19 protein-coding genes and 1 tRNA gene are annotated in these 21,178 nt (G+C 74.0%); 13 read left to right on the forward strand and 7 right to left on the reverse strand.

The genetic code is table 11. The features are described 5' to 3' along the window. The first annotated feature begins 79 nt into the window (after positions 1 to 79). The 5 genes from J4E96_RS01930 to rlmB all read left to right on the forward strand — a co-directional run bounded on the left by J4E96_RS01930 (position 80) and on the right by rlmB (position 5,853). Positions 80 to 685, forward strand: a complete 606-nt coding sequence (locus J4E96_RS01930; protein ID WP_227424120.1) for a TetR/AcrR family transcriptional regulator — start codon at positions 80 to 82, stop codon at positions 683 to 685. After that, a complete protein-coding gene (locus J4E96_RS01935) occupies positions 682 to 1,914 on the forward strand; it encodes an MFS transporter (RefSeq protein ID WP_227424121.1) in 1,233 nt (410 codons plus the stop codon). The genes J4E96_RS01930 and J4E96_RS01935 overlap by 4 nt, the downstream gene beginning before the upstream one ends. Further along, a complete protein-coding gene (locus J4E96_RS01940) occupies positions 1,911 to 3,092 on the forward strand; it encodes an alanine racemase (RefSeq protein ID WP_227424122.1) in 1,182 nt (393 codons plus the stop codon). Before J4E96_RS01935 ends, J4E96_RS01940 begins: the two co-directional genes overlap by 4 nt. 98 nt (positions 3,093 to 3,190) lie before the next feature. After that, positions 3,191 to 4,639, forward strand: coding sequence for a cysteine--tRNA ligase (cysS, locus tag J4E96_RS01945; RefSeq protein ID WP_227424123.1), 1,449 nt, complete (start codon positions 3,191 to 3,193; stop codon positions 4,637 to 4,639). Continuing rightward, on the forward strand, positions 4,639 to 5,853 hold the full coding sequence (rlmB, locus tag J4E96_RS01950) for a 23S rRNA (guanosine(2251)-2'-O)-methyltransferase RlmB (RefSeq protein ID WP_227424124.1): 1,215 nt from the start codon (positions 4,639 to 4,641) through the stop codon (positions 5,851 to 5,853). Before cysS ends, rlmB begins: the two co-directional genes overlap by 1 nt. A gap of 111 nt (positions 5,854 to 5,964) precedes the next feature. Here the strand turns inward: rlmB and J4E96_RS01955 are convergent, their stop codons facing one another. From J4E96_RS01955 to J4E96_RS01970, 4 genes are all read right to left on the reverse strand, one after another. Next, positions 5,965 to 7,200: a DUF4032 domain-containing protein gene (locus tag J4E96_RS01955; protein ID WP_227424125.1), complete on the reverse strand. Its 1,236-nt coding sequence runs from the start codon at positions 7,198 to 7,200 to the stop codon at positions 5,965 to 5,967. 91 nt (positions 7,201 to 7,291) lie between these two features. Continuing rightward, complete coding sequence (locus J4E96_RS01960; protein WP_227424126.1) at positions 7,292 to 8,425, reverse strand: ABC transporter ATP-binding protein; 1,134 nt, start codon at positions 8,423 to 8,425, stop codon at positions 7,292 to 7,294. Between the two features lie 225 nt (positions 8,426 to 8,650). Further along, on the reverse strand, positions 8,651 to 9,463 hold the full coding sequence (gene otsB, locus J4E96_RS01965; RefSeq protein WP_227424127.1) for a trehalose-phosphatase: 813 nt from the start codon (positions 9,461 to 9,463) through the stop codon (positions 8,651 to 8,653). Positions 9,464 to 9,483: 20 nt separating this feature from the next. Next, positions 9,484 to 10,959 (reverse strand): alpha,alpha-trehalose-phosphate synthase (UDP-forming), encoded by a 1,476-nt coding sequence (locus J4E96_RS01970; RefSeq protein WP_227424128.1) that lies wholly within the window; start codon positions 10,957 to 10,959, stop codon positions 9,484 to 9,486. Between the two features lie 104 nt (positions 10,960 to 11,063). On the opposite strand from J4E96_RS01970, the gene J4E96_RS01975 reads away from it, so the two are divergent. From J4E96_RS01975 to J4E96_RS01995, 5 genes are all read left to right on the forward strand, one after another. Continuing rightward, positions 11,064 to 12,731 (forward strand): serine/threonine-protein kinase, encoded by a 1,668-nt coding sequence (locus J4E96_RS01975; RefSeq protein WP_227424129.1) that lies wholly within the window; start codon positions 11,064 to 11,066, stop codon positions 12,729 to 12,731. Positions 12,732 to 12,747: 16 nt separating this feature from the next. Further along, positions 12,748 to 13,242, forward strand: a complete 495-nt coding sequence (locus J4E96_RS01980) for a hypothetical protein (protein ID WP_227424130.1) — start codon at positions 12,748 to 12,750, stop codon at positions 13,240 to 13,242. A gap of 41 nt (positions 13,243 to 13,283) precedes the next feature. Next, entirely contained in the window at positions 13,284 to 14,105 is an 822-nt protein-coding gene (locus J4E96_RS01985) for a DsbA family protein (protein ID WP_227424131.1), read from the forward strand. Between the two features lie 91 nt (positions 14,106 to 14,196). Then, positions 14,197 to 14,273, forward strand: a tRNA-Thr gene (locus tag J4E96_RS01990). Positions 14,274 to 14,369: 96 nt separating this feature from the next. Beyond that, a complete protein-coding gene (locus J4E96_RS01995) occupies positions 14,370 to 14,570 on the forward strand; it encodes a hypothetical protein (protein ID WP_227424132.1) in 201 nt (66 codons plus the stop codon). 62 nt (positions 14,571 to 14,632) lie between these two features. Here J4E96_RS01995 and J4E96_RS02000 read toward each other — a convergent pair whose 3' ends face one another. Together J4E96_RS02000 and J4E96_RS02005 are read right to left on the reverse strand one after the other, a co-directional pair. Continuing rightward, entirely contained in the window at positions 14,633 to 15,499 is an 867-nt protein-coding gene (locus J4E96_RS02000; RefSeq protein ID WP_227424133.1) for an SGNH/GDSL hydrolase family protein, read from the reverse strand. A 15-nt stretch (positions 15,500 to 15,514) separates the two neighbouring features. Next, a complete protein-coding gene (locus tag J4E96_RS02005) occupies positions 15,515 to 16,192 on the reverse strand; it encodes a uracil-DNA glycosylase (protein ID WP_227424134.1) in 678 nt (225 codons plus the stop codon). An 83-nt stretch (positions 16,193 to 16,275) separates the two neighbouring features. On the opposite strand from J4E96_RS02005, the gene J4E96_RS02010 reads away from it, so the two are divergent. Both J4E96_RS02010 and J4E96_RS02015 read left to right on the forward strand, forming a co-directional pair. Continuing rightward, on the forward strand, positions 16,276 to 16,605 hold the full coding sequence (locus J4E96_RS02010) for a DUF3263 domain-containing protein (protein WP_406620223.1): 330 nt from the start codon (positions 16,276 to 16,278) through the stop codon (positions 16,603 to 16,605). 126 nt (positions 16,606 to 16,731) lie between these two features. After that, positions 16,732 to 17,340 (forward strand): LytR C-terminal domain-containing protein, encoded by a 609-nt coding sequence (locus J4E96_RS02015; RefSeq protein ID WP_227424135.1) that lies wholly within the window; start codon positions 16,732 to 16,734, stop codon positions 17,338 to 17,340. Positions 17,341 to 17,385: 45 nt separating this feature from the next. Here J4E96_RS02015 and J4E96_RS02020 read toward each other — a convergent pair whose 3' ends face one another. After that, entirely contained in the window at positions 17,386 to 18,870 is a 1,485-nt protein-coding gene (locus J4E96_RS02020) for a glycoside hydrolase family 15 protein (RefSeq protein WP_227424136.1), read from the reverse strand. A gap of 252 nt (positions 18,871 to 19,122) precedes the next feature. Between J4E96_RS02020 and groL the strand changes: the two genes are divergently transcribed. Then, a complete protein-coding gene (gene groL, locus J4E96_RS02025) occupies positions 19,123 to 20,763 on the forward strand; it encodes a chaperonin GroEL (protein ID WP_227424137.1) in 1,641 nt (546 codons plus the stop codon). Positions 20,764 to 21,178: the final 415 nt, after the last annotated feature.

The raw sequence follows: 21,178 nt of genomic DNA on the forward strand, positions 1-21,178 counted from the left end.
TGGGTGGTCCGTGGTGTCATCGAGTGGGACGATCGGGAGAACGTCACAGGTGACGATGGATGCGCACAAGGGGGCACAGATGTCACGTCTTCCAATGGCCGCGCGACGCGAGCAACTCGTGAACGCGGCCATGACGGTCGCGATCCGCGACGGTATCGAGGCGGCCACGGTCCGCGCGGTGGCCGCCGAGGCCGGAGTCTCGCTCGGCGTCGTGCACTACTGCTTCGAGGACAAGAACGAGCTGCTCCGTGAGGTCGGCCACGCCATCACCGCCCAGAACGTCGCGCGCGTGGCCTTCGACCCGGTGCCGCGGGAGCAGCCGTCCGCGCGGGCCGCGATCGGCGTCGCGCTCGGCGTGGTGTGGGACGCGATGCGGGAGAACCGCGGCGCCCAGCTGCTCAGCTACGAGCTCACGACCACCTCGCTGCGCACGCCCGAGCTGCACAAGGTCGCCGGGCTGCAGCTCGAGCACAACTGGACCGTGGCCGAGCGGGTGCTGACCGAGGCGGCCGAGCTCGCGGGCATGTCCTGGTCCGTGTCGGGGCGCAGCCTCGCCCGGCTCGCGGTTGCGGCCCTCGACGGCGTCTCGCTCGCGTGGCTCGTCGACGGCGACGACGACGCGGCCCTCGCCGCGCTCTCGTCGTTCGCGGACCACATCGCGACGTACGCGCGGGTCACGGGGTGACCCCACCCGCCGCGGCGGACCGGCGGGCCCGCGCGGCCGTCTCCGGGGCCTTCGCCATCCAGGGGTTCGCCTACGCCGGGCTGCTGTCGGGCCTGCCGGGCTTCAAGCAGCGGTTCGGCATCGACGACCTCACGGTCACGCTCACGATCCTCGGGGTGTGCGTGGCGGCGGGCACCGGCAGCGCGCTCGCCGCGCGAGCGGTCCGGACGCGGCCGAGCGCCCAGGTCCTGCGGTGCGGGCTCGTCGTCGTCGCCATCGCCGTGACCGCGATCGCGCTCGCGCCGGGTCGGGCCGCCTTCGTCGCGGCGTTCGTCGTCTACGGCGTCGGCCTGGGCCTCGTGGACGCGGGCACGAACATGCAGGCGGTCGCCGTCGAGCGTCGCTACCGGCGCAGCATCCTCACCTCCTGCTACGCCGCGTGGTCGGTCGGCGGCATCCTCGGCGCGCTGTGGGCCTCGGGCGCCGCCGCGCTCGGGCTCGGGCACGTCGCGGCGATCGCCGCCGTGACGGCCGTCGTCGTCGTGGCCGCCGCGGCGTGCTGGCGGGACCTGCTGGCGGCGCCGGCCAGCCCCGAGGCCGGCCCCGCGGGCAGCTCCGACGCGCCGGGCGGTTCCGGCCCCGCGGGCGCGCACCCGTTCGTCGCCCCGTGGTCGGGCATCTTCGTGCTCGGCCTCGCGATCGTCGGCTACTACGTCGCCGACTCCGCGGTCTCCGCCTGGAGCGCCATCTACGTGCATGACGTGCTGCTCGGCTCGGCGATCGTCGCCCCGCTCGGCTACGCCGGCTACCTCGCCACGACCCTCGTGTCGCGCCTCGCGGGCGACCGCGTCGTGCGCGCCGTCGGCCGCGTGCGGGTCGTCCGGGCGAGCGGCGTGATCGGCGCCGCCGGCCTGCTCGCGGTCGTGCTCGCGCCGGGGCCCGCCGTGGCGATCGCCGGGTTCGCGCTCGCGGGCCTCGGCCTCGGCGTCGTCGCGCCGCTGTGCTTCGCCGCGGCGGGCGAGCTGGCGCCGGCCGCCGCCGACGTCGTCATCGCGCGCCTGAACGTCTTCAACTACGTCGGGGCGGTGCTCGGCGGGGTCCTCGTCGGCGGGATCGGGGTCGGGAGCACGCTGCGGATCGCGTTCGCGGTGCCGCTCGCGCTCGCACTCGTCGTCGCCTGCCTCGCGCCGTGGTTCGCGGCCCGCAGCACGCGGGTCGTCGGCCCCGTGCAGGACGGGGCCCGGCCGTGACGGCGCCGACGCTCGGCGACCGCCTCTCGGCCGCGACGGCAGGCCTGCCCGCGCCGCTGGTAATCGTCGACCTCGACGCGCTCGACGCGAACGCCGCGGACCTCGTCCGGCGGGCCGACGGCGTCCCCGTGCGGGTCGCGAGCAAGTCGGTGCGGGTGCGCTGGGTGCTCGAGCGCGTGCTCGCCCGGCCCGGCTTCGCGGGCGTGATGGCGTACTCGCTGCGCGAGGCCCTGTGGCTCGTCTCCCACGGGGCCCGGGACGTGCTGGTGGGCTACCCGACGGTCGACGCCGGCGCGCTCGCGCGGCTAGGCGCGGACCCGGCGGCGGCGGCGGCGATCACCCTGATGGCCGACGACGTCGCGCACCTCGCGCTCGCGGCCCGCGCGGCGGAGGCGGGCGGGCAGCGCCTGCAGGTCTGCCTCGACGTCGACGCGTCGCTGCGCCTGGGCGCCGGCCGGTTCGGGCTGCACCTGGGCGTGCGCCGCTCGCCCGTGCACGACCCGGCGCAGGCGGCCACGCTCGCCGCGGCCGCGACGGCGTACGACGGCGTCACGATCCGCGGCGTGATGTTCTACGAGGCCCAGGTCGCCGGCCTGCCCGACTCCGGCCCGGGCGTCCGGCTCGTCAAGCGCGCCTCGATCGCCGACCTCGCGCGACGCCGCGGTCGGGTCGTGGACGCCGTCCAGCAGGCGATCGGGCGCCCGCTCGAGCTCGTGAACTCGGGCGGCAGCGGCTCCGTGCAGTCCACCGTGAGCGACCCCGCGGTGACCGAGGCGACCGCCGGCTCGGGGCTGTTCGTCCCGACGCTGTTCGACCACTACCGCTCGTTCGCGCCGCGGCCCGCCGCGTACTTCGGGCTCGACGTCGTGCGCCGGCCGGGTCCGGGGTACGTGACGGCCGCCGGCGGCGGGTACATCGCGTCCGGGCCGGCCACCCGGTCGCGCCAGCCGCTGCCCGTCGGCGAGGGGCTGCGCCTGACGCCGCGCGAGGGCGCGGGCGAGGTGCAGACGCCGCTGCGCGTCGTCGGCCGTGGGCCCGCGATCGGGGACCGGCTCTGGTTCCGGCACGCCAAGGCGGGCGAGGTGATGGAGCGCTTCGACGCGGTACACGTCGTGCAGGGCGACGCGGTCGTGGCGACCGTGCCGACGTACCGGGGCGAGGCGCAGAACTTCGGCTGAGCCGCGCCCGAGGTCGGCGGCGGGTCGCTGGCGGGGTCGCGGAGGTCGGCGGCGAGGTCGCGGACCGCGCCGGAGCGATGCCCCGGTAACCTTGGGTCGTGAGCCTTCGCCTTTTTGATTCCGCCACGCGCACGGTGCGCGACTTCGAACCCGTCGTCCCGGGCGAGGTCGGCATCTACCTGTGCGGCGCGACGGTGCAGGCCCCCCCGCACATCGGCCACCTGCGGTCCGCGGTGGCGTTCGACGTGCTCGCGCGCTGGCTCATGCGCTCGGGCAACACCGTCACGCTGATCCGCAACGTCACCGACATCGAGGACAAGATCCTCGCCAAGTCCGCGGACGCGGGCCGCCCCTGGTGGGCGTGGGCGCTGCAGAACGAGCGCGCATTCACCGCGGCCTACGCCGCGGTCGGCGTGCTGCCGCCCGACTACGAGCCGCGCGCGACCGGCCACGTGCCGCAGATGATCGAGCTCATGCAGCGCCTCGTCGACTCGGGGCACGCGTACGTCGCGGCCCCCGGCGACGTCTACTTCGACGTGTGCTCATACCCGGAGTACGGCGCGCTGACCAACCAGCGGGTCGACGACATGGTGCCGGCGCCCGACGGGGCCGGCGACGACGGCGTCGGCTCGGACAAGCGGGACCCGCGCGACTTCGCGCTCTGGAAGGCCGCCAAGCCCGGCGAGCCGGCGACGGCGAGCTGGGCGACGCCGTTCGGTCGCGGCCGGCCCGGCTGGCACCTCGAGTGCTCGGCGATGGCGCTGCGCTACCTCGGCGACACGTTCGACATCCACGGCGGCGGGCTCGACCTGCGCTTCCCGCACCACGAGAACGAGCAGGCCCAGTCGCGCGCGGCGGGCCTGGGGTTCGCGCGGTATTGGCTGCACAACGGCTGGGTCACCCAGGGCGGCGCGAAGATGAGCAAGTCGCTCGGCAACGGGCTGCTCGTGACCGAGGTGCTCGCGCGCTCGCGGGCCGTCGTGCTCCGGTACGCGATGACGGCGGTGCACTACCGCTCGATGCTCGAGTGGACCGACGACACGCTGCGCGAGGCCGAGGCGACGTGGGACCGGCTCGCAGGCTTCGTCGAGCGCGCGGTCGAGGCCGTCGGGCCGGTCGACGACGACGACGTCGCCAAGGCCGAGCTGCCCGCCGACTTCGTCGCCGCGATGGACGACGACATCAACGTCCCGGCGGCCCTGGCCGTCGTGCACGAGTGGCTCAAGGCTGGCAACACCGCGCTCGCCGGCGGCGACTCGCTCGCCGCGCGCGAGGCGATGGTGGCGCTGCGGGGGATGCTCGACGTGCTCGGCCTCGATCCCGCCGGCGCGCAGTGGAGCTCGCGGGGGGACGACGACCGGTACGCGCACGCGCTCGGCGCCGTCGTCACCGCCGAGCTCGCGGCCCGCGCGCAGGCCCGCGCCGCAAAGGACTTCACGACGTCGGACGCCATCCGGGACCGCCTCGCGGCGGCCGGGGTGGTTGTCGAGGATTCACCGGCCGGGGCGAGATGGTCGCTGGCCGCCACCTTGGAGGACAAGAACTGATGGCAGGAAATTCGACGCGTCGCGGCGCGACACGTAAGCCCGGATCCAAAAAGGGCGCGCGGGTCGGCTCCGGCGGGCAGGGCCGGCAGTCCCTCGAGGGGCGCGGGCCGACGCCCAAGGCCACCGAGCGGCCGTACCACCCCGCGGGCAAGCGCAAGATCGCGAACGACCGCGCGGCCGCCGGGGAGCGCCGCCCGGCGCCGGCCGGCAGCGGCCGGCCCTCGTCCGCCGGTCGGGGCGCGCCCGAGCGCACGGGCCGCGGTGCGCCTGAGCGCACGGGCCGGGGCGCCCCCGAGCGCGCGACGGGCCGCGGCGCGTCAGGACGCAGCGTGGCCGGGGCGGGTCGCTCCGGCGCGCCCGCGGCGCGCGCGTCTCGCTCGGCGGCCGGCGGACGCGGCGGCAAGGGCGTCAGCGCGACCCACGAGATCGTCGGCGGTCGCAACTCCGTGCTCGAGGCGCTGCGCGCCGGCATCCCGGTGAGCACCGTCTACTACGGCACCCGCATCGAGACGGACGACCGCACACGCGAGATCCTCGCGATCGCGACCGGCCGCGGCTACCCGCTGCTCGAGGTCTCCAAGCTGGAGCTCGACCGGCTGACGGACGGCGCCATCCACCAGGGCGTTGCGATCCAGGTCCCGCCGTACGAGTACGCCGACCCGGACGACCTGCTCGACGAGGCCTCCGACTCGCACGTCGCGCCGCTCATCGTCGCGCTCGACGGCGTGACCGACCCCCGCAACCTCGGCGCCGTGCTCCGGTCGGCCGGCGCGTTCGGCGCGCAGGGCGTGCTGGTGCCCGAGCGCCGCTCGGCGGGCGTCACGGCGTCGGCGTGGAAGGTGTCGGCCGGCGCGGCCGCCCGCGTCCCGGTCGCGCGCGCGACCAATCTGACGCGCGCGTTGCAGTCGTACCGCAAGGCGGGCTGCTTCGTCGTCGGCCTGGCCGGCGACGGCGACGTCGCGATCTCCGACCTGCCGTTCGCGACCGACGGGCTCGTGCTCGTGGTCGGCTCGGAGGGCAAGGGGCTCTCGCGGCTCGTGCGCGAGAACTGCGACGCGGTCGCGTCGATCCCGATCGGTTCGGCGACGGAGTCGCTGAACGCGGGCGTCGCGGCCGGGATCGCCCTGTACGAGGTGGCCCGCATCCGCACCGCCGCCGCCGTGGCGACCGCGACCGCGACCGCGGCCGCCGCCGCGGAGGCCGCCGCCGGCTGAGCCGTCTTCCGGGCATGTCGACGCCCGCGCCCCGTGGGGCCCTCGGGCCCCCGGCGCGCGGGCGCTCGCGGTTGCTGGTCGTTCGCTCCTGCTGGGCTTCCTACGGGTCTCCTACTGGTCGTCGAGCCCGCTCGCGCCGAGCACGGCGTCCTCGTCGGGGCGGTGCCGCAGCACGTCGTCGACGTAGCTCGCGATGGCCTCGGCCAGCGGGACGTCGCGCTCGCGCTCCTTCGAGATGAACCAGCGGTGGTCGAGCAGCTCGTGGAACACCTGCGCCGGCTGGAGCTTGCGGCGCAGCTCGCGCGGGACCGCGCGGACGGCGGGTTCGAACACCTGGGTCAGCCAGTCGTGCGCGACGAACGACTCCTCGTCGTTCTGGCGGTCCGTCGCGGCGGCGTGCGCGTCGAGGTCGTTGAGCAGCCGGCGGGCCTGGTTCTCCTGGACGTCCAGGCCGGTCAGCCGCATCAGCCGGCGCGAGTGGTGCCCGGCGTCGACGACCTTCGGCTGGATCCGGACGGTCGTGCCGTCGATGTCGGTCGTGATGTCGAGCTCGCCGACGTCGAAGCCCAGGTCGTTCAGGCGGTCGATGCGCGCGGCGACCCGCCAGCGCTCGCCGGCGCCGAACGACTCCTCGTCGGTCAGCGCGGTCCACAGCTCCTCGTACCGCTCGACCAGCATCGCGCCGATCGCGACCGTGTCCTCGTCGTCGTCGAGCATCTCGCCGGCCACGAGGTCCATCAGCTCGCCGATGATGTTGACGCGCGCGATCTCGAGGTCGTAGGAGCGCTGCCCGTCGGTCAGGCGGTTGTGCAGGTCGCCGGTCTCGGCGTCGACGAGGTAGGCGGCGAAGGCGGACGCGTCGCGGCGGAACAGCGTGTTGGACAGCGAGACGTCGCCCCAGTAGAAGCCCGCCAGGTGCAGGCGGACGAGAAGCACAGCGAGGGCGTCGATCAGCCGGGTCGCGGTGTCGGGGCGCAGCGCTTGGCTGAACAGCGCGCGGTACGGCAGCGAGAACTGCAGGTGGTGGGTGATCAGCACGGCCTCGAGCGGCTCGCCGTCCGGGTCGTGGCGGCCGGTGATGACGCCGACGGGCTCCACGCTCGGCACGTCCAGCCGGCTGAGCTGGCGCAGCAGCTCGTACTCGCGGTAGGCGACGGACTCGCCGATCTCCTTGACCGCGATGACCTTGCCCGAGAGCTTGACGAAGCGCACGACGTGGCGCGAGATGCCGCGAGGCAGGGCCGCGAGCACCTCGGTCGGCCAGTTCTCCAGCGGCACGTCCCAGGGCAGGTCGAGCAGCGCCGGATCGGGCGCGGCCACGGTGATCTGCAGGTTCTGCTGGGCCAAGGAGTCCTCTTTCAAAGCGGCGGCGGCGCCGCGCCAGACGGCGAAAGGGCGGCCCGACGTCGAACGTCGGGCCGCCCTCCCAGGGGTGCTATCAGGCGTTGATGCGCTCACCCGAGCCGGCGTGGAACAGGTGCTGCTCACCGGTGCGGATCTTGACGTGAATCTTCTCACCCTTGGCGGGCACCTGGCGCGGGTCGACGCGCACGATGACCTGTCCGTCGCCAGCCCCGGAGTGGACCTGGGCGGCGACGGCCTTGCCGAGCTCGTCGGACAGCTCGCCGTAGACGAACGCGTCAGAGCCGAGCTCCTCGACGATGTTGACCAGAACCGGGATCGAGTCCGGGCTCCCGGCGTCGACGACGTCGAGCGCCTCGGGCCGGAACCCGATCGTGATCGAGTTCTTGTCGTCCGCGCCGAGGGCGCTGATGGCCGCCCGCGGCACGGCGACCTTGGTGCTGCCGAGCTGGGCGTACCCATCGGCGAGGGTGAACGTGCCGAGGTTCATCGCGGGGGAGCCGATGAAGCCGGCGACGAACACGTTCGCGGGGGTGTCGTACATGTCCCGCGGCGTGCCGACCTGCTGGAGCAGCCCGTCCTTGAGGACCGCGATCCGGTCGCCCATGGTCAGCGCCTCGGTCTGGTCGTGCGTGACGTAGACCGTCGTGACCCCGAGGCGACGCTGCAGCGACGCGATCTGCGTGCGCGTCTGGACGCGGAGCTTGGCGTCGAGGTTCGACAGCGGCTCGTCCATGAGGAACACCTGGGGCTGACGCACGATCGCGCGGCCCATCGCGACGCGCTGCCGCTGGCCACCGGAGAGCGCCTTGGGCTTGCGGTCGAGGTACTCGGACAGGTCGAGGATCTTGGCCGCCTCTTCGACGCGGGTGCGGATCTCGGCCTTCGGCTTGCCGGCGATCTTCAGGGCGAAGCCCATGTTGTCGGCAACCGTCATGTGCGGGTACAGCGCGTAGTTCTGGAAAACCATCGCGATGTCGCGGTCCTTGGGCTGGACGTCCGTGACGTCGCGGTCCCCGATCAGGATGCGGCCGGCGTTGACGTCCTCGAGCCCTGCGAGCATGCGCAGCGACGTGGACTTCCCGCAGCCGGACGGGCCGACGAGGACGAGGAATTCGCCGTCCTCGATGTGCAGGTTGAGCGAGTCCACCGCTGGGCGCTCGGTGCCCGGGTAGAGCCGGGTTGCGTTGTCGTACGTGACTGTAGCCATGTCAGAAAATCCCCTCACCGGCAGGTACGTGCCGGACGATCCGTAGTGAGTGGTGCCAGTTGTCATAGCTGACGGGTGTGCCCGGGGGCACGTGTCGGCGGTGACACGAACCACGGACCGGTACAGGTTGCTGCACCGTTGGATGCCCGGGGTTGTAGCGACATTATGGCACACGGCGCCGGCGCCCCGATGAACGGCAGGCGACGGGTCCGGCGGACCGGTCCCTCAGGGCGCGAGGGCGTCCGCCCAGCGCGCGAGCTGCTCGCAGAAGGCCTGCGGGTCGGCCGACCGCAGCCGGGCGAGGGTCTCACCCGGGCCGATCTTGATCGTGACGTCCGCGTCGGTCAGCGCCGCGAACGCGCGCTCGTCCGTCGTGTCGTCCCCGGCGTACAGCACGACGACGGACCCGAGCTCGGCGCGCAGCGCCTGCAGCGCCATGCCCTTGGTCGCGCGCAGCACGGCCACCTCGACGACGTCCTTGCCGTGCAGCGCGTCCACGCCGAGGGAGCCCGCGAGGGCGAGGGCCTGCGCGGTCGCGAGGTCGGCGTCGGCGGCCGCGGCCATCCGGGTGTGCAGGACGGCGGCGGCGGGTTTGTGCTGGACCCACACGCCGTCGCGCCCCCGGGCCACGGTCGTCAGGCCCGCGCCGATCCGGGTCAGGAGGTCCGCCTGCTCGGGCTCGAGGCGGATCGGCTCGCGCTCGAGGCCGAACTCGCCGACGCGGCCGCGCTCGCCGCCGTGGCTGCCCACCAGCAGCGTGCCCTCGGGGGCCTGTGCCTGCCGGTGCAGGTCGGCGACCGACCGGCCGGAGACGAGGGCCAGGCGGACGTCGCTGCGGGTGGCGAGGCGCGCCAGCGCGGCCGTCGCGGGCGCCAGCATGCGGGACTGGTCCGGGTCGTCCACGAGGGGGGCGAGGGTCCCGTCGAAGTCGAGCGCGACGAGCAGCGGCCGGCGCGTGGTGTCGCGGGCGAGGTCGGCGAGGGCCACCTCGAGCTCGTCGGCGGCCTGCTGCGAGGCCCCGGTCTCGTTCGTGCTCATGCGGTCGCCCTCTCTCGTTCTCACGTCGTCGCGGCCCGGTGCTCGGGCAGCTGGTGCTCGGGCGGCTGGTGCGCGGGCAGGTGGTGCGCGGGCACGGCCGACAGCACCGCGAGGAAGGTCTGGGACCACTTCTCGACGTCGTCCTCGAGCACGCGGCGGCGCAGCCGACGCATGCGCTTGCGCTGCTCGCGGTAGTCCATCTCGACCGCGAGCACGATGCGGTCCTTCATCCCGTCGATGTCGTGCGGGTTGATCAGGACGGAGCCGGCGAGCTCGTCGGCAGCGCCGGTGAACTCCGACAGGACGAGCACGCCGCGCTCGTCCGAGCGGGCCGCGACGTACTCCTTCGCGACGAGGTTCATGCCGTCGCGGAGCGCCGTGACGAGCATGACGTCGGCGGCCAGGTACAGCGCCGCCATCTCCTCGGCGGGGTAGGAGTGGTGGAAGTAGTGGATCGGGGCCTTGCCGAGGTGCCCGTACTCGCCGTTGATCCGGCCCACGAGCAGCTCCACGTCCTCGCGCAGCTGCTGGTAGGCGCCGACGTTCTCGCGGCTGGGGCTCGCCACCTGCACGAGCGTGACCTCGGGGACGGTGAGCCGGCCGTCCTGGAGCAGCTCGCCGAAGGCCTTGACCCGGTGCCGGATGCCCTTGGTGTAGTCCAGGCGGTCGACGCCGAGGAGCATGACCTCCGGGTTGCCGAGCTCCTCGCGGATCTCGAGCGCGCGCGCCTTCACCGCGGGGCTGCGGGCGAGGTTGTCGAAGTGCTCGGAGTCGATCGAGATCGGGAACGCGGCCGCGCGCACGTACCGCCGGCCCCCGTCGTCGTCGGTCACGGTGATGACCTCGCCGCGCGTGGTCAGGTCGGTGAACCGGCGCACTGAGCGGACGAAGTTCGCCGCGTCGCTCGCGCGCTGGAAGCCGATGAGGTCGGCGCCGAGCAGGCCGCGGATCACCTGGGCGCGCCACGGCAGCTGCGCGAAGATCTCGAGCGACGGGAACGGGATGTGGTTGAAGAACCCGATCCGCACGTCCGGGCGCAGCTCCCGCAGGAGCGCTGGCACCAGCTGCAGCTGGTAGTCCTGGACCCAGACGATCGCGCCGGGCGCGGCCTGGGCGGCCGCGGCCGCGGCGAACCGGGCGTTGACCTTCCGGTACGCGTCCCACCACTGCCGGTGGTACGCGGGCGGCTCGATGACGTCGTGGTACAGCGGCCAGAGGGTGTCGTTCGAGAACCCCTCGTAGTACAGCTCGACCTCGGTCGCCGAGAGGGCGACCGGGACGAGGCGCACGCCGTCGGCGTCGAAGGGTTCGTGGTCCAGGTCGGGCGAGCCGGACCAGCCGACCCACGCGCCGGAGTGGGCCTGCATCACTGGCTCGAGCGCCGTGACGAGCCCGCCGGGGGAGGTGGTCCAGCTGGTCGTGCCGTCCTCGGCGACAGAGAAGTCCACCGGGAGGCGGTTGGCCACTACTACGAAGTCGTACCCGTCATCGCTCACACATCACTCCTTGACGTTTCTTTGAGGATATCGCGAATGTGTTGGGAGGGGGCGGGCCGGGGCGGCGGCACGGCTCGCGGGGGCCGGGCGGCTAGCGTGCTGGCATGGAGCGCATCGGCCTGACGCCGGGATCAGAGGTCGGCGGCTACCGCATCATCGCGCCCCTCGGCGAGGGCGGGATGGGCGCGGTCTACCGCGCGGTCGACGGCGGCGGGACCGAGGTCGCGATCAAGCTGCTGCACCCGCACATCGGGGCGGACCCCGTGGCCCGCGACCGGCTGCGGCGGGAGGTCGCGGCGCTGCAGCGGCTGCGGCACCCGGCCGTCGCGGCGGTGCTCGACGCCGAGGCGGACTCGACCGAGGCGTTCGTCGTGACGGAGCTGATCGACGGCCTCAACCTGGACGAGCACGTGCGCGCGCACGGGCCGCTGAGCGGGCCCGAGCTCGCCCGGCTCGCGGCCGGCCTGCGCGAGGCGCTCGAGGCGGTGCACCGCGCCGGCGTCGTGCACCGCGACCTCAAGCCGAGCAACGTCCTCGTGACCGACGACGGGCCGGTGCTGATCGACTTCGGCATCGCGCAGGCCGTCGGCGACCCCCGGCTCACCTCGACGAACCTCATCGTGGGCACGCCGGGGTACCTCGCGCCCGAGCTGCTCGCCGACAACGAGCCGAGCGCCGTGAGCGACTGGTGGGGCTGGGCGGCGGTGCTCGCGTTCGCGGCGACCGGCCGCGAGCCGTTCGGCACCCGGCCGCTGGACGCGGTCTTCGCGCGCACCCGCGCGGGCGACGTCGACGTCGTCGGCCTCGGCCCGCTCACGGGCGGTGCGCTGCGGGCGGCGCTCGACCCCGACCCGACCCTGCGTGCCCTGCCCGACGACGTCCAGGCCGACCTCGACGAGGCCGCCGTCGATGGCGACCCGGTCGCCCCCGCCCCGCGGACGATGACGATCCTCCCGACGGCGCCTGCCACCGCCTACCTGCCCGCCTCCCTCCCCCCGACGCCAGACCCGACCGCCTACCTCTCCCCGTCCCCCGACCCCAGCCAGTCCCCGCCCACCGCGGTGCTGCCAGCCTTTGACGGTTCCGCGAACCCCGCGGGCCTGCCGCAGGACCAGTCCGGCGCGGAACCGGAGTACGAGCCGGCGACGCCCGGTGCGCGGGTGGGATCGCTGCTGGCCCTCGGGATCGTCGCGGCCGCCGGGGCGGCGCTGTACCCGGGGGTCGCCGCCGTCGGCGCGCTCGTCGCCGTCGTGCTGTTCCGGACCGTCGGCTCGGCCGCGCAGGCGCTGCAGGCGCGCCGGGTCCGCCGCGGCGGGGTCGGGCGCGCCGACACGGCCCGCGCCGTCGCCGCCAGCCCGTGGCACCTGCTGCGCGCGCTCGTCGGTCTCGTCCCGTCCCTGCTCGTCGGCGCGAGCCTCGCCGTGCTCGTGGGCGGCGTGCTGTGGTGGGCGCTCGACACCGAGCGCCTCGTCATCAGCCCGCGCGGCGTGGGGGGCGGCACCGCGGCCGGCGGAGGCAACGAGCCGTGGGTCTACTCCGCAGTGCTCGCCGTCGCGTTCGGCCTCGGCCTGCTCGCGGTCTGGTTCGGGCCGACGTCGCGGCTCACCCGGCTCGGGGCGCGCAGCGCCGTGGCCGGCCTCGCGCCCGGGAACGCCGGCGCCGTCGTGGTCACCCTGCTCGCCCTGGGCGGCGCAGTGCTGCTCGTGACCCTCGTGGTCACCGGGCACGACGTGACCTGGTGGCCACTGGCGGACTCGCCGGCGCAGCCGTGAGCCGTACCCTGGGCGCATGATCGCGGGCCGGGTAGGCGCGCGGCGAGCCATCCCTTGGCCGCCGCTGGCCGCCGTCGCGCTCGTGGCCGCCCTCAGCTGGCCCGCGCAGCTCGTGCTGCACGCCTGCCTGCCGGGCGCCGGCCCGGTCGGCTGGCTCGGGCTGCGGCTCGCGCTGCTGAGCGCGTCGGCCGACTGCCCCGACGGCGCCCTCGCCATCGGCGGCACGGGGACCAGCGGCGCGATCGTGATCGCGACCGTCGCCGTCCCGACCCTGCTGGCCCACCTGCTCGCGGTGGTCGGCGGCGTGAGCCTGTCCGCCGCGCTCTCGCGCGCGGCGGCCGGCGTCCGCGCCGTGCTCGCCACGGTGGTGCGGGTGCTGCCGGACGCGCCCCGCGCGCGCCGGGTGCGCGCCGTCGCCGCCGGCGTCGTGCGCCTGGCCCGGCCGCCCCGCCGGGCGTGGACCGTCGGGCATCTCGACCGGGGACCGCCGCGCGGCCTGCTCGCCGCCTGACCTGGCCGCCCCCGGCCCCCGACACCCGAGAAAGCAGAACCATGCCCAGCAACGCCCCACGTCCCAGCAAGTCGCAGCAGCGCGACGACGCCCGCCTCAAGGCCCTCGCGATGCGCGCCGAGCAGGACAAGCGCGCTCGCCGCAGCCGCATCATCGCGATCTCCGGCCTCGTGGCCGCGCTCGCGGTCCTCGCCGTCGTCGTCGTAATGATCCTCGGGCAGGCCAAGCCCACCGCCGAAGACCTCGATCCGGACAATCCGCTCCTCGACGTCAGCGCGCCGGCCGGCGCGACGGACAACGGCGGCATCACCGTCGGCGCCGGCGGCGGCGCCGGCACCACGTCGCCGGACTCGACCGTCACCGTGAGCGTGTACCTCGACTACATGTGCCCGATCTGCGGGCAGTTCGAGACCGCGAACGCGGCGACGCTCGACGAGATGGTGACCGCCGGGGAGATCACCGTCGAGTACCACCCGATCGCGATCCTCGACCGGCTGTCGCAGAACACCGAGTTCTCGACCCGCGCCGCCCAGGCGGCGGCGTTCATCGCCGACGCCGACCCCGAGCACTTCATCGACTTCCACGACGGGATGTTCGCGAACCAGCCCGAGGAGAACACGACGGGGCTGAGCGACGAGGAGATCGCGGCGATCGCGGTCGAGGCCGGGGTGGCGCAGGCCACCGCCGACGAGATCGCGGCCGACGGGGGCGCCTTCACGACCTGGGTGACCGCCGCGACGGCGCAGAGCTCGATCGACGGCGTGACCGGGACGCCGACGGTCAAGATCAACGGCGAGGTGACCGACGTCGACCTGCTGACCGAGGGCCCGCTCGAGGAGGCCATCCGCGCCGCGATCGGCTGACCGCGTACCCGGCCCGGGCGCGAGCCCGGGCCGCGGCGATCGGTAGGCTTGCCCCACGCTGCCCGGACCGGCCGAACCGGTTCGGGCGCTTGCCCCCTTAGCTCAGCTGGCCAGAGCACCTGTCTTGTAAACAGGATGTCATCGGTTCGAATCCGATAGGGGGCTCCAGCTCGCGTCGGCGAGTTTCGTCAACCGAACGCGGCGCGCCTGTGCGACGATCGGCGTGGTCGAGAAGAGGCCCCACTGCAGCCCTGGGGGTGGCAGGTGCCTTCCGACGAAGAGCTCCGGATCGAGATCACCGACAAAGACATCCGGCTGGCCAAGATCGCCTGGCTCACGGCCTGGGAATCGGACGCGCCGCACGAGCGCGTCTCGGGCCTGTACGCGGACTACACGCGGTTCGTGTCCGCGCAGGCGCAGCAGATCGCGGACGACGACCGGCGCGCGCGCAAGAGAGAGTTCTAGGCGCTCGACGCGTTCTGGTCGCTCGATGCGTCGCGGGTCTGCGGCGTTGGCCCGTCCCGCCGCTACCTGACCGCCCGGCCCGCCTCGATCGGGCCGAGCACGGGCCGCTTGGCCGCGCGTAGGTCGCCGCTCGAGCGGCCGCGCAGCCGGCGCGTCGCCCAGGGGTAGGCGTACTCGCGCAGCCACGCGGCGTCGGCCAGCGCGCGCTGGCGACGGGGCGCGGGCGGCACGGGGGCGAGCGAGTCGTCCCACGCGGCGTCGTCGGGCGCGAGGTCGAGCGCGACGAGGGCCGCCTGGGCGACCCGGGCGTGGCCCTCGGTCGTCAGGTGGATGCGGTCCGGCGCCCACAGCCGCGCGTCCCGCAGCGAGCGCATGCCCCACAGGTCGAGCACCTGGGCGCCCTGGCGGCGCGCGATCGACCAGATGTGGGTGTTGTAGATCCCGATCCGTCCCCGCGTGCGGCGCACGATCGGGCTGTCGACCGGGTCGACGCCGGTGCTCAGCAGCACGTCCGCGCCGGTCGCGCGCAGCCGCGCGACGGCGGCCTCGAGGTTGCGTGCCATCGCGTCGAGGTCCGCCGTCGGGCGCAGGATGTCGTTGCCGCCGCCGACGAGCGACACGAGGTCGGGCTGGAGCGCGATCGCGGTGGGCACCTGGTCGGCGAGGATCGGGCCCAGCAGCCGGCCCCGGATGGCGAAGTTGGCGTACTCGAGCGCAGGCAGGCCGGCGTCCGTGCGCCGGCTCGACAGGCGGGTCGCGAGGATGTCCGCCCAGCCCCGGCACCGGCCCTCGTCGTCCGGATCGATGTCCCACAGGCCCTCGGTGAAGGAGTCGCCGACGGCCACGTAGCGCGACCATCTCGGGGGCACGGCGCTCGGGGGCTGGGTGCTGGGGGGCAGGGTGCTCGGGGGCCGGGTGCTCTCAGTCATCCCCGCAGCATGGACCTAGGGGAGGTTCCAGTCGATCGAGAGGGCGCCCTGGGCCTCGAGCAGTGCGTTCACCCGCGAGAACGGCCGGGATCCGCGGAAGCCGCGGTGGGCCGACAGCGGGCTCGGGTGCGCACTGGCGACGATCGGCGTCGGGCCGAGGGCGGCCGTGAGGGCCTGCGCGTCCTTGCCCCAGAGCACGGCGACGAGCGGGCCGCCGCGCTCGACGAGGGCGGCGATGGCGCGGTCGGTCACCGCCTCCCAGCCCAGCCGGCGGTGCGAACCGGCCGCGCCGGGGCGAACGGTCAGCACCCGGTTCAGGAGCAGGACGCCGCGGTCGGCCCACGGGGAGAGGTCACCGGACGACGGGGCGGGCGCGCCGACGTCGGCGGCCAGCTCCGCGAAGATGTTCGCCAGCGAGCGTGGCACGGGCCTGACCTGCGGCGCGACCGAGAACGCGAGCCCGGTCGCGTGCCCGGGGGTCGGGTAGGGATCTTGCCCGACGACGAGCACCCGGACGTCGGCGAGCGGCCGCGCAAAGGCCCGGAGCACGGCGTCGGGCGCGGGGAGATAGCCCCGCTGCGCGGCCACCTCGGCGCGGAGCAGGTCGCCGAGCGCGTGCAGCGCCGGCTCGACCGGGCGTAGCGCGACCGCCCAGTCGGGCGCGACGAGGTCGGCGAGCGGCGTGGTCGGCATGCCCGCGAGGCTACCGAGGCGAAACGCCGGAGCGACGCGCCGAGGGGAATGACATGGGTGTTGTTCACCTCTACCATGGCGTCATGGAAGCGATGGCGACGCGGGTCGACACAGGAACGGGACTCGAGCTCGACCCCTGCGGCGTCGAGCTCGCGGAGCACGGACAGCTCTCCGAGCGCGACCAGCAGGTGCTCGCGTTCGAGCGGCAGTGGTGGAAGTACGCCGGCGCGAAGGAGCAGGCCGTTCGCGAGCTGTTCGACCTGTCCGCGACCCGGTACTACCAGGTGCTCAACGCCCTCATCGACTCGCCCGCGGCGCTCGCGCACGACCCGATGCTGGTCAAGCGGCTGCGCCGCATGCGCGCCTCCCGCCAGCGGGCGCGGACGGCGCGGCGGCTCGGCGCCCAGGCCTGAGCCTGCAGCGCGCCACGGCTCGCCGACGACAGCTCGCCGACCCACAGCGCGCCAACTGGTCCTACCTCGCGCGCGGGCCGGAGTGGCATTCGGAGGCAGGACGGTTCTCGGGCTAGCCTGTCGGCCGTGACCAAGGGCGACTATCCATACCCGGCAGACGAGTTCGACAGCGTCGAGCTCGTCTCCGGACCACGCGGGGTGCACCGGACCCCGCGCTCGCGGTGGAGCAAGACGTGGCCGTTCCTCCTCGTCCTCGTGCTGTTCCCGGCGCTCGCCTACGGCGCCGTGACCTACTGGTCCCAGCTGGACGACGGCGCCGACGCCGGCGCGACGACGACGACCGACACCGGCACGGCGAGTGATACCGCGACGGACGAGGCGACCGCGACGGAGACCGAGCCCGCGGTCGAGACCCCGGCCGACCCCGTCGTCGAGACGCCCGCGCCGATTCCGGCCGACCTGAGCACGCCCGTCGTGGTGTTCAACGCGACGTCGACCAGCGGGCTCGCCGCCGGCGCGGTCGGGGTGCTGGAGGACGCGGGCTGGACCGACGCGTCGGCGACGGACTACACCGGCGGCGGCCTGGACACCTCGACGGTTCGGTACAGCGTCGCCGACCTCCAGACGACAGCGCAGGCCGCGGCCGATGCACTCGGGATCACGACGGTCGAGCTGGTCGAGGGCGACGCCATCGACGGCCTCGAGATCGTGCTCGAGAGCGACTTCGAGCCCTGACCGCCGGGACCTAGCCGGCCCCGGGTCCTCGTCGCCGTCGAGTCGCTAGCCGGCCGCGGGGGCCATGAGCGCCGCGACCGCGAGGACGACGCACGCCGCGCTCCACGACAGCGGCGCAACGGCCGCCGGCGAGCCGTCGCCGAGCACCTTCTCGGGGATCGCGCCGGATGCGGTCCGGTGCGCGTCGACCCAGGTCAACCACGAGCGGGCGGCGTCGTCGTCGCCGATGGAGGCCGCGGTGAGCGCGTACAGGGTCGTCTGCGGCGTCCACGAGATGTCGTCGTCCTTCCACCCGGCTCCCGGCGCGAGGCCGCCGGCCGGCCGCGCCATCTCGAGCGCGGAGCTGCGCCACGCCGGCACGGCTTCCGGCAAGGCCGTCTCCTGGAACGGCGGCAGCAGGAACGCCGTCGCGGCGTCGCGCTGCTGGCCGTCGGTGTACCGGCCGAACCGCGGTCCGAACTCGTCCACGACGGCCGCCCGCAGGCGGTTCGCGCGCGCTCCCGCCGCGGTCGCCGGGGCCGGCTCGGCCAGGGTCGAGTAGATCCTGGCGGCGGACTCGAGCCCGCTGAGCAGCGGGGCTGCCGTGCCGAGCGTCAGGCGCGCCTCGCCGACCTCCCAGAAGTCGCTCGACGCCGGCGGCAACGCGCTCTCGCGGTCGGTCAGGTCGAGGATGTGCTCCGTCGAGCGGTCGATCAGCCGGCGTAGGCTCGTGGCGGCGCGCAGGCGGGCGGCGTCGTCGGGGAGGTGGTCGAGCACGGCGTCGGTGGCCCAGAGCACCCAGCCGGTGCCGTCGGTCTGGATGCCGCGGTCGTCGGGCGGCCCGGAGCCGTCCGCGAGGTAGCGCGCCTCGAACGAGCCGTCGCGATGCTGCACCCCCTGCAGGAAGTAGAGGATCTCGAGCGCCTCGTCGGTGTGGCCCGTCGTCGCCATCGCGACCGCGACGAACGACGCGTCGCGCGGCCACACGTACTTCCAGCGGGCGGACAGGCCGGCGACCGAGGCGCCGTCGTCGAGCAGGAGCGCGCGCATGTCGAGCAGCGCATCCGTGACCATGTCCGCGTACGGGCCGTCCGCGCCGGGCACCGTCCCGGCCGCGAGCCAGTCTCGGGACTGCGCGGCGAGTGCTTCGGCGTCGGCGAGCGCCTCGGGGTCGCCCGGACCGGGGTTGAGCACGCGGCTGCCGGGCAGGTAGTCGGCCTGCACCCCGGCCGGGACGAGCTCCGGAGAGCCGCCCGCGCCCACCGCGACCCCGTCGGAGTAGAGGCGGATGAACTCGGACGAGTCGAGGTTGGCCAGCGGCGAGCGGGGGTCGGTGAGCAGGAAGGGGTACGCGACCATCGTCAGCGTGACGGCCGTCCCGACGGCGCGGCGCCGCCACCGGGTGCCGGCGGAGCGGTCGGGCGCCGGCCGGGCCGTCGACGACCTCGGCCGCTCGGGTGCCGCGATCCGCGCGGGTCCCGCGGGCGCCGTCAGCCCCGGCGGCGGTGGTGGCGGGGCCCCCTCGGCGAGGTCGCGGGCCGGTGCGGTCATCGCGCGAGGGTAGTCCGCGCCGTCCGCCCGCAGCGAATTCCCGCCGTGGCGCGCGCCTGGTGGACGGGTGCCCCCCTTGCACTCGCCCTGCACGAGTGCTACCCATGGAGTTAGCACTCTCGGCATGAGAGTGACAGAATCATCGGGCCGACCGGTGAGGCGTGCGTTGTCGCGGGACAAGACCGCGATCGCGTTCGTCGTCCGTCGCGGGCATCAGCCGGCTCACCACCCATAGCGGAGGAATTCACACCGATGGCAAAGATCATTGCCTTCGACGAGGAAGCTCGTCGCGGCATGGAGCGGGGCATGAACGCCCTCGCCGACGCCGTCAAGGTCACGCTCGGCCCGAAGGGTCGCAACGTCGTTCTTGAGAAGAAGTGGGGCGCGCCCACCATCACGAACGATGGTGTGAGCATCGCCAAGGAGATCGAGCTCGAGGACCCCCTCGAGAAGATCGGTGCCGAGCTCGTCAAGGAGGTCGCCAAGAAGACTGACGACGTCGCTGGCGACGGCACCACCACGGCCACCGTGCTCGCCCAGGCGCTCGTGCGCGAGGGCCTGCGCAACGTCGCCGCCGGCGCCAACCCGATCGCGCTCAAGCGCGGGATCGAGAAGGCCGTCGAGGCCGTCACCGCGCAGCTGCTCGCAGCTGCCAAGGAGATCGAGACCAAGGAAGAGATCGCCGCGACTGCTGGCATCTCGGCCGGGGACTCCTCCATCGGTGACCTCATCGCCGAGGCGATGGACAAGGTCGGCAAGGAAGGCGTCATCACCGTCGAGGAGTCCAACGCTCTCGGCCTCGAGCTCGAGCTGACCGAGGGGATGCGCTTCGACAAGGGCTTCCTCGCCGGTTACTTCGTGACCGACCCGGAGCGCCAGGAAGCCGTCCTCGAGGACGCGTACGTCCTGCTCGTCGAGTCGAAGATCTCGTCCGTCAAGGACTTGCTGCCCCTGCTGGAGAAGGTCATCCAGGCCGGCAAGCCGCTCGTCATCATCGCGGAGGACGTCGACGGCGAGGCCCTGGCCACGCTCGTCGTGAACAAGATCCGTGGCACGTTCCGCTCGGTCGCCGTCAAGGCGCCCGGCTTCGGCGACCGCCGCAAGGCGATGCTGCAGGACATGGCCATCCTCACGGGTGCCCAGGTCGTCTCCGAGACCGTCGGGCTCAAGCTCGACACCGTCGGCCTCGAGGTTCTCGGCACGGTCCGCAAGGCCACCGTGACCAAGGACGAGACCACCCTCATCGAGGGCGGCGGCGAGGCCGAGCAGATCGCCGGTCGCGTCAAGCAGATCCGCGCCGAGATCGAGAACTCGGACTCGGACTACGACCGCGAGAAGCTCCAGGAGCGCCTCGCCAAGCTGGCCGGTGGCGTTGCCGTCATCAAGGCCGGCGCGGCGACCGAGGTCGAGCTCAAGGAGCGCAAGCACCGCATCGAGGACGCCGTTCGCAACGCGAAGGCCGCCGTCGAAGAGGGCATCGTTGCTGGTGGAGGCGTCGCCCTGATCCAGGCCGGCAAGCTCGCCTTCCTGCAGGCCGACATCATCGCCCTTGAGGGCGACGAGGCGACCGGCGCGCGGATCGTCTCGCTCGCCATCGACGCCCCGCTCAAGCAGATCGCGATCAACGCCGGCCTCGAGGGCGGCGTCGTGGCGGAGAAGGTCCGCAACCTGCCCACCGGACACGGCCTCAACGCCGCGACCGGCGTGTACGAGGACCTGCTCGCGGCCGGGGTCAACGACCCGGTCAAGGTCACGCGCTCCGCGCTGCAGAACGCGGCGTCCATCGCCGCGCTCTTCCTCACCACCGAGGCCGTCGTGGCCGACAAGCCGGAGCGCAACGCGCCGGCCGGTGGCGGCGAAGGCGGCGGCGGCATGGGCGGCATGGACTTCTGATCCTCTGATCAGTCGCTCCACCGCTCGGCAGCAGTCGCACGGAGCAGCACCAGCAGCACCAGCAGTTCGACGGCGGGCCGGTCACCTTCGGGTGGCCGGCCCGCCGTTTGTGCAGCCCTGGCCCGGCTGGACGCCTGGCCCGGCTGGGACGTCGGGCTCGGTTGGACGTCGGGCTCGGCTGGACGCCTGGCCCGGCTGGACGTCGGGCTCGGTTGGACGCCTGGCTGCGGACCTGCGCGACGCGCGAGTGACGAGTGGTGCCGGTGGGGCCGCTGCGGCGTCACATTCGCCACTCTGCTCACTCCAGGCACCGGCGCGTCGGGCAGGTTCGCGCGTCGGCATCGCTCCGCGCGGAGCAGGTGACGGATGTGGCGGGTGGGGCGGACGAGACACCGCTGTGAGCGTCACGAGCACC

The sequence above is a fragment of the Pengzhenrongella sicca genome (assembly GCF_017569225.1).
In the GTDB taxonomy this organism is placed as follows: domain Bacteria; phylum Actinomycetota; class Actinomycetes; order Actinomycetales; family Cellulomonadaceae; genus Pengzhenrongella; species Pengzhenrongella sicca.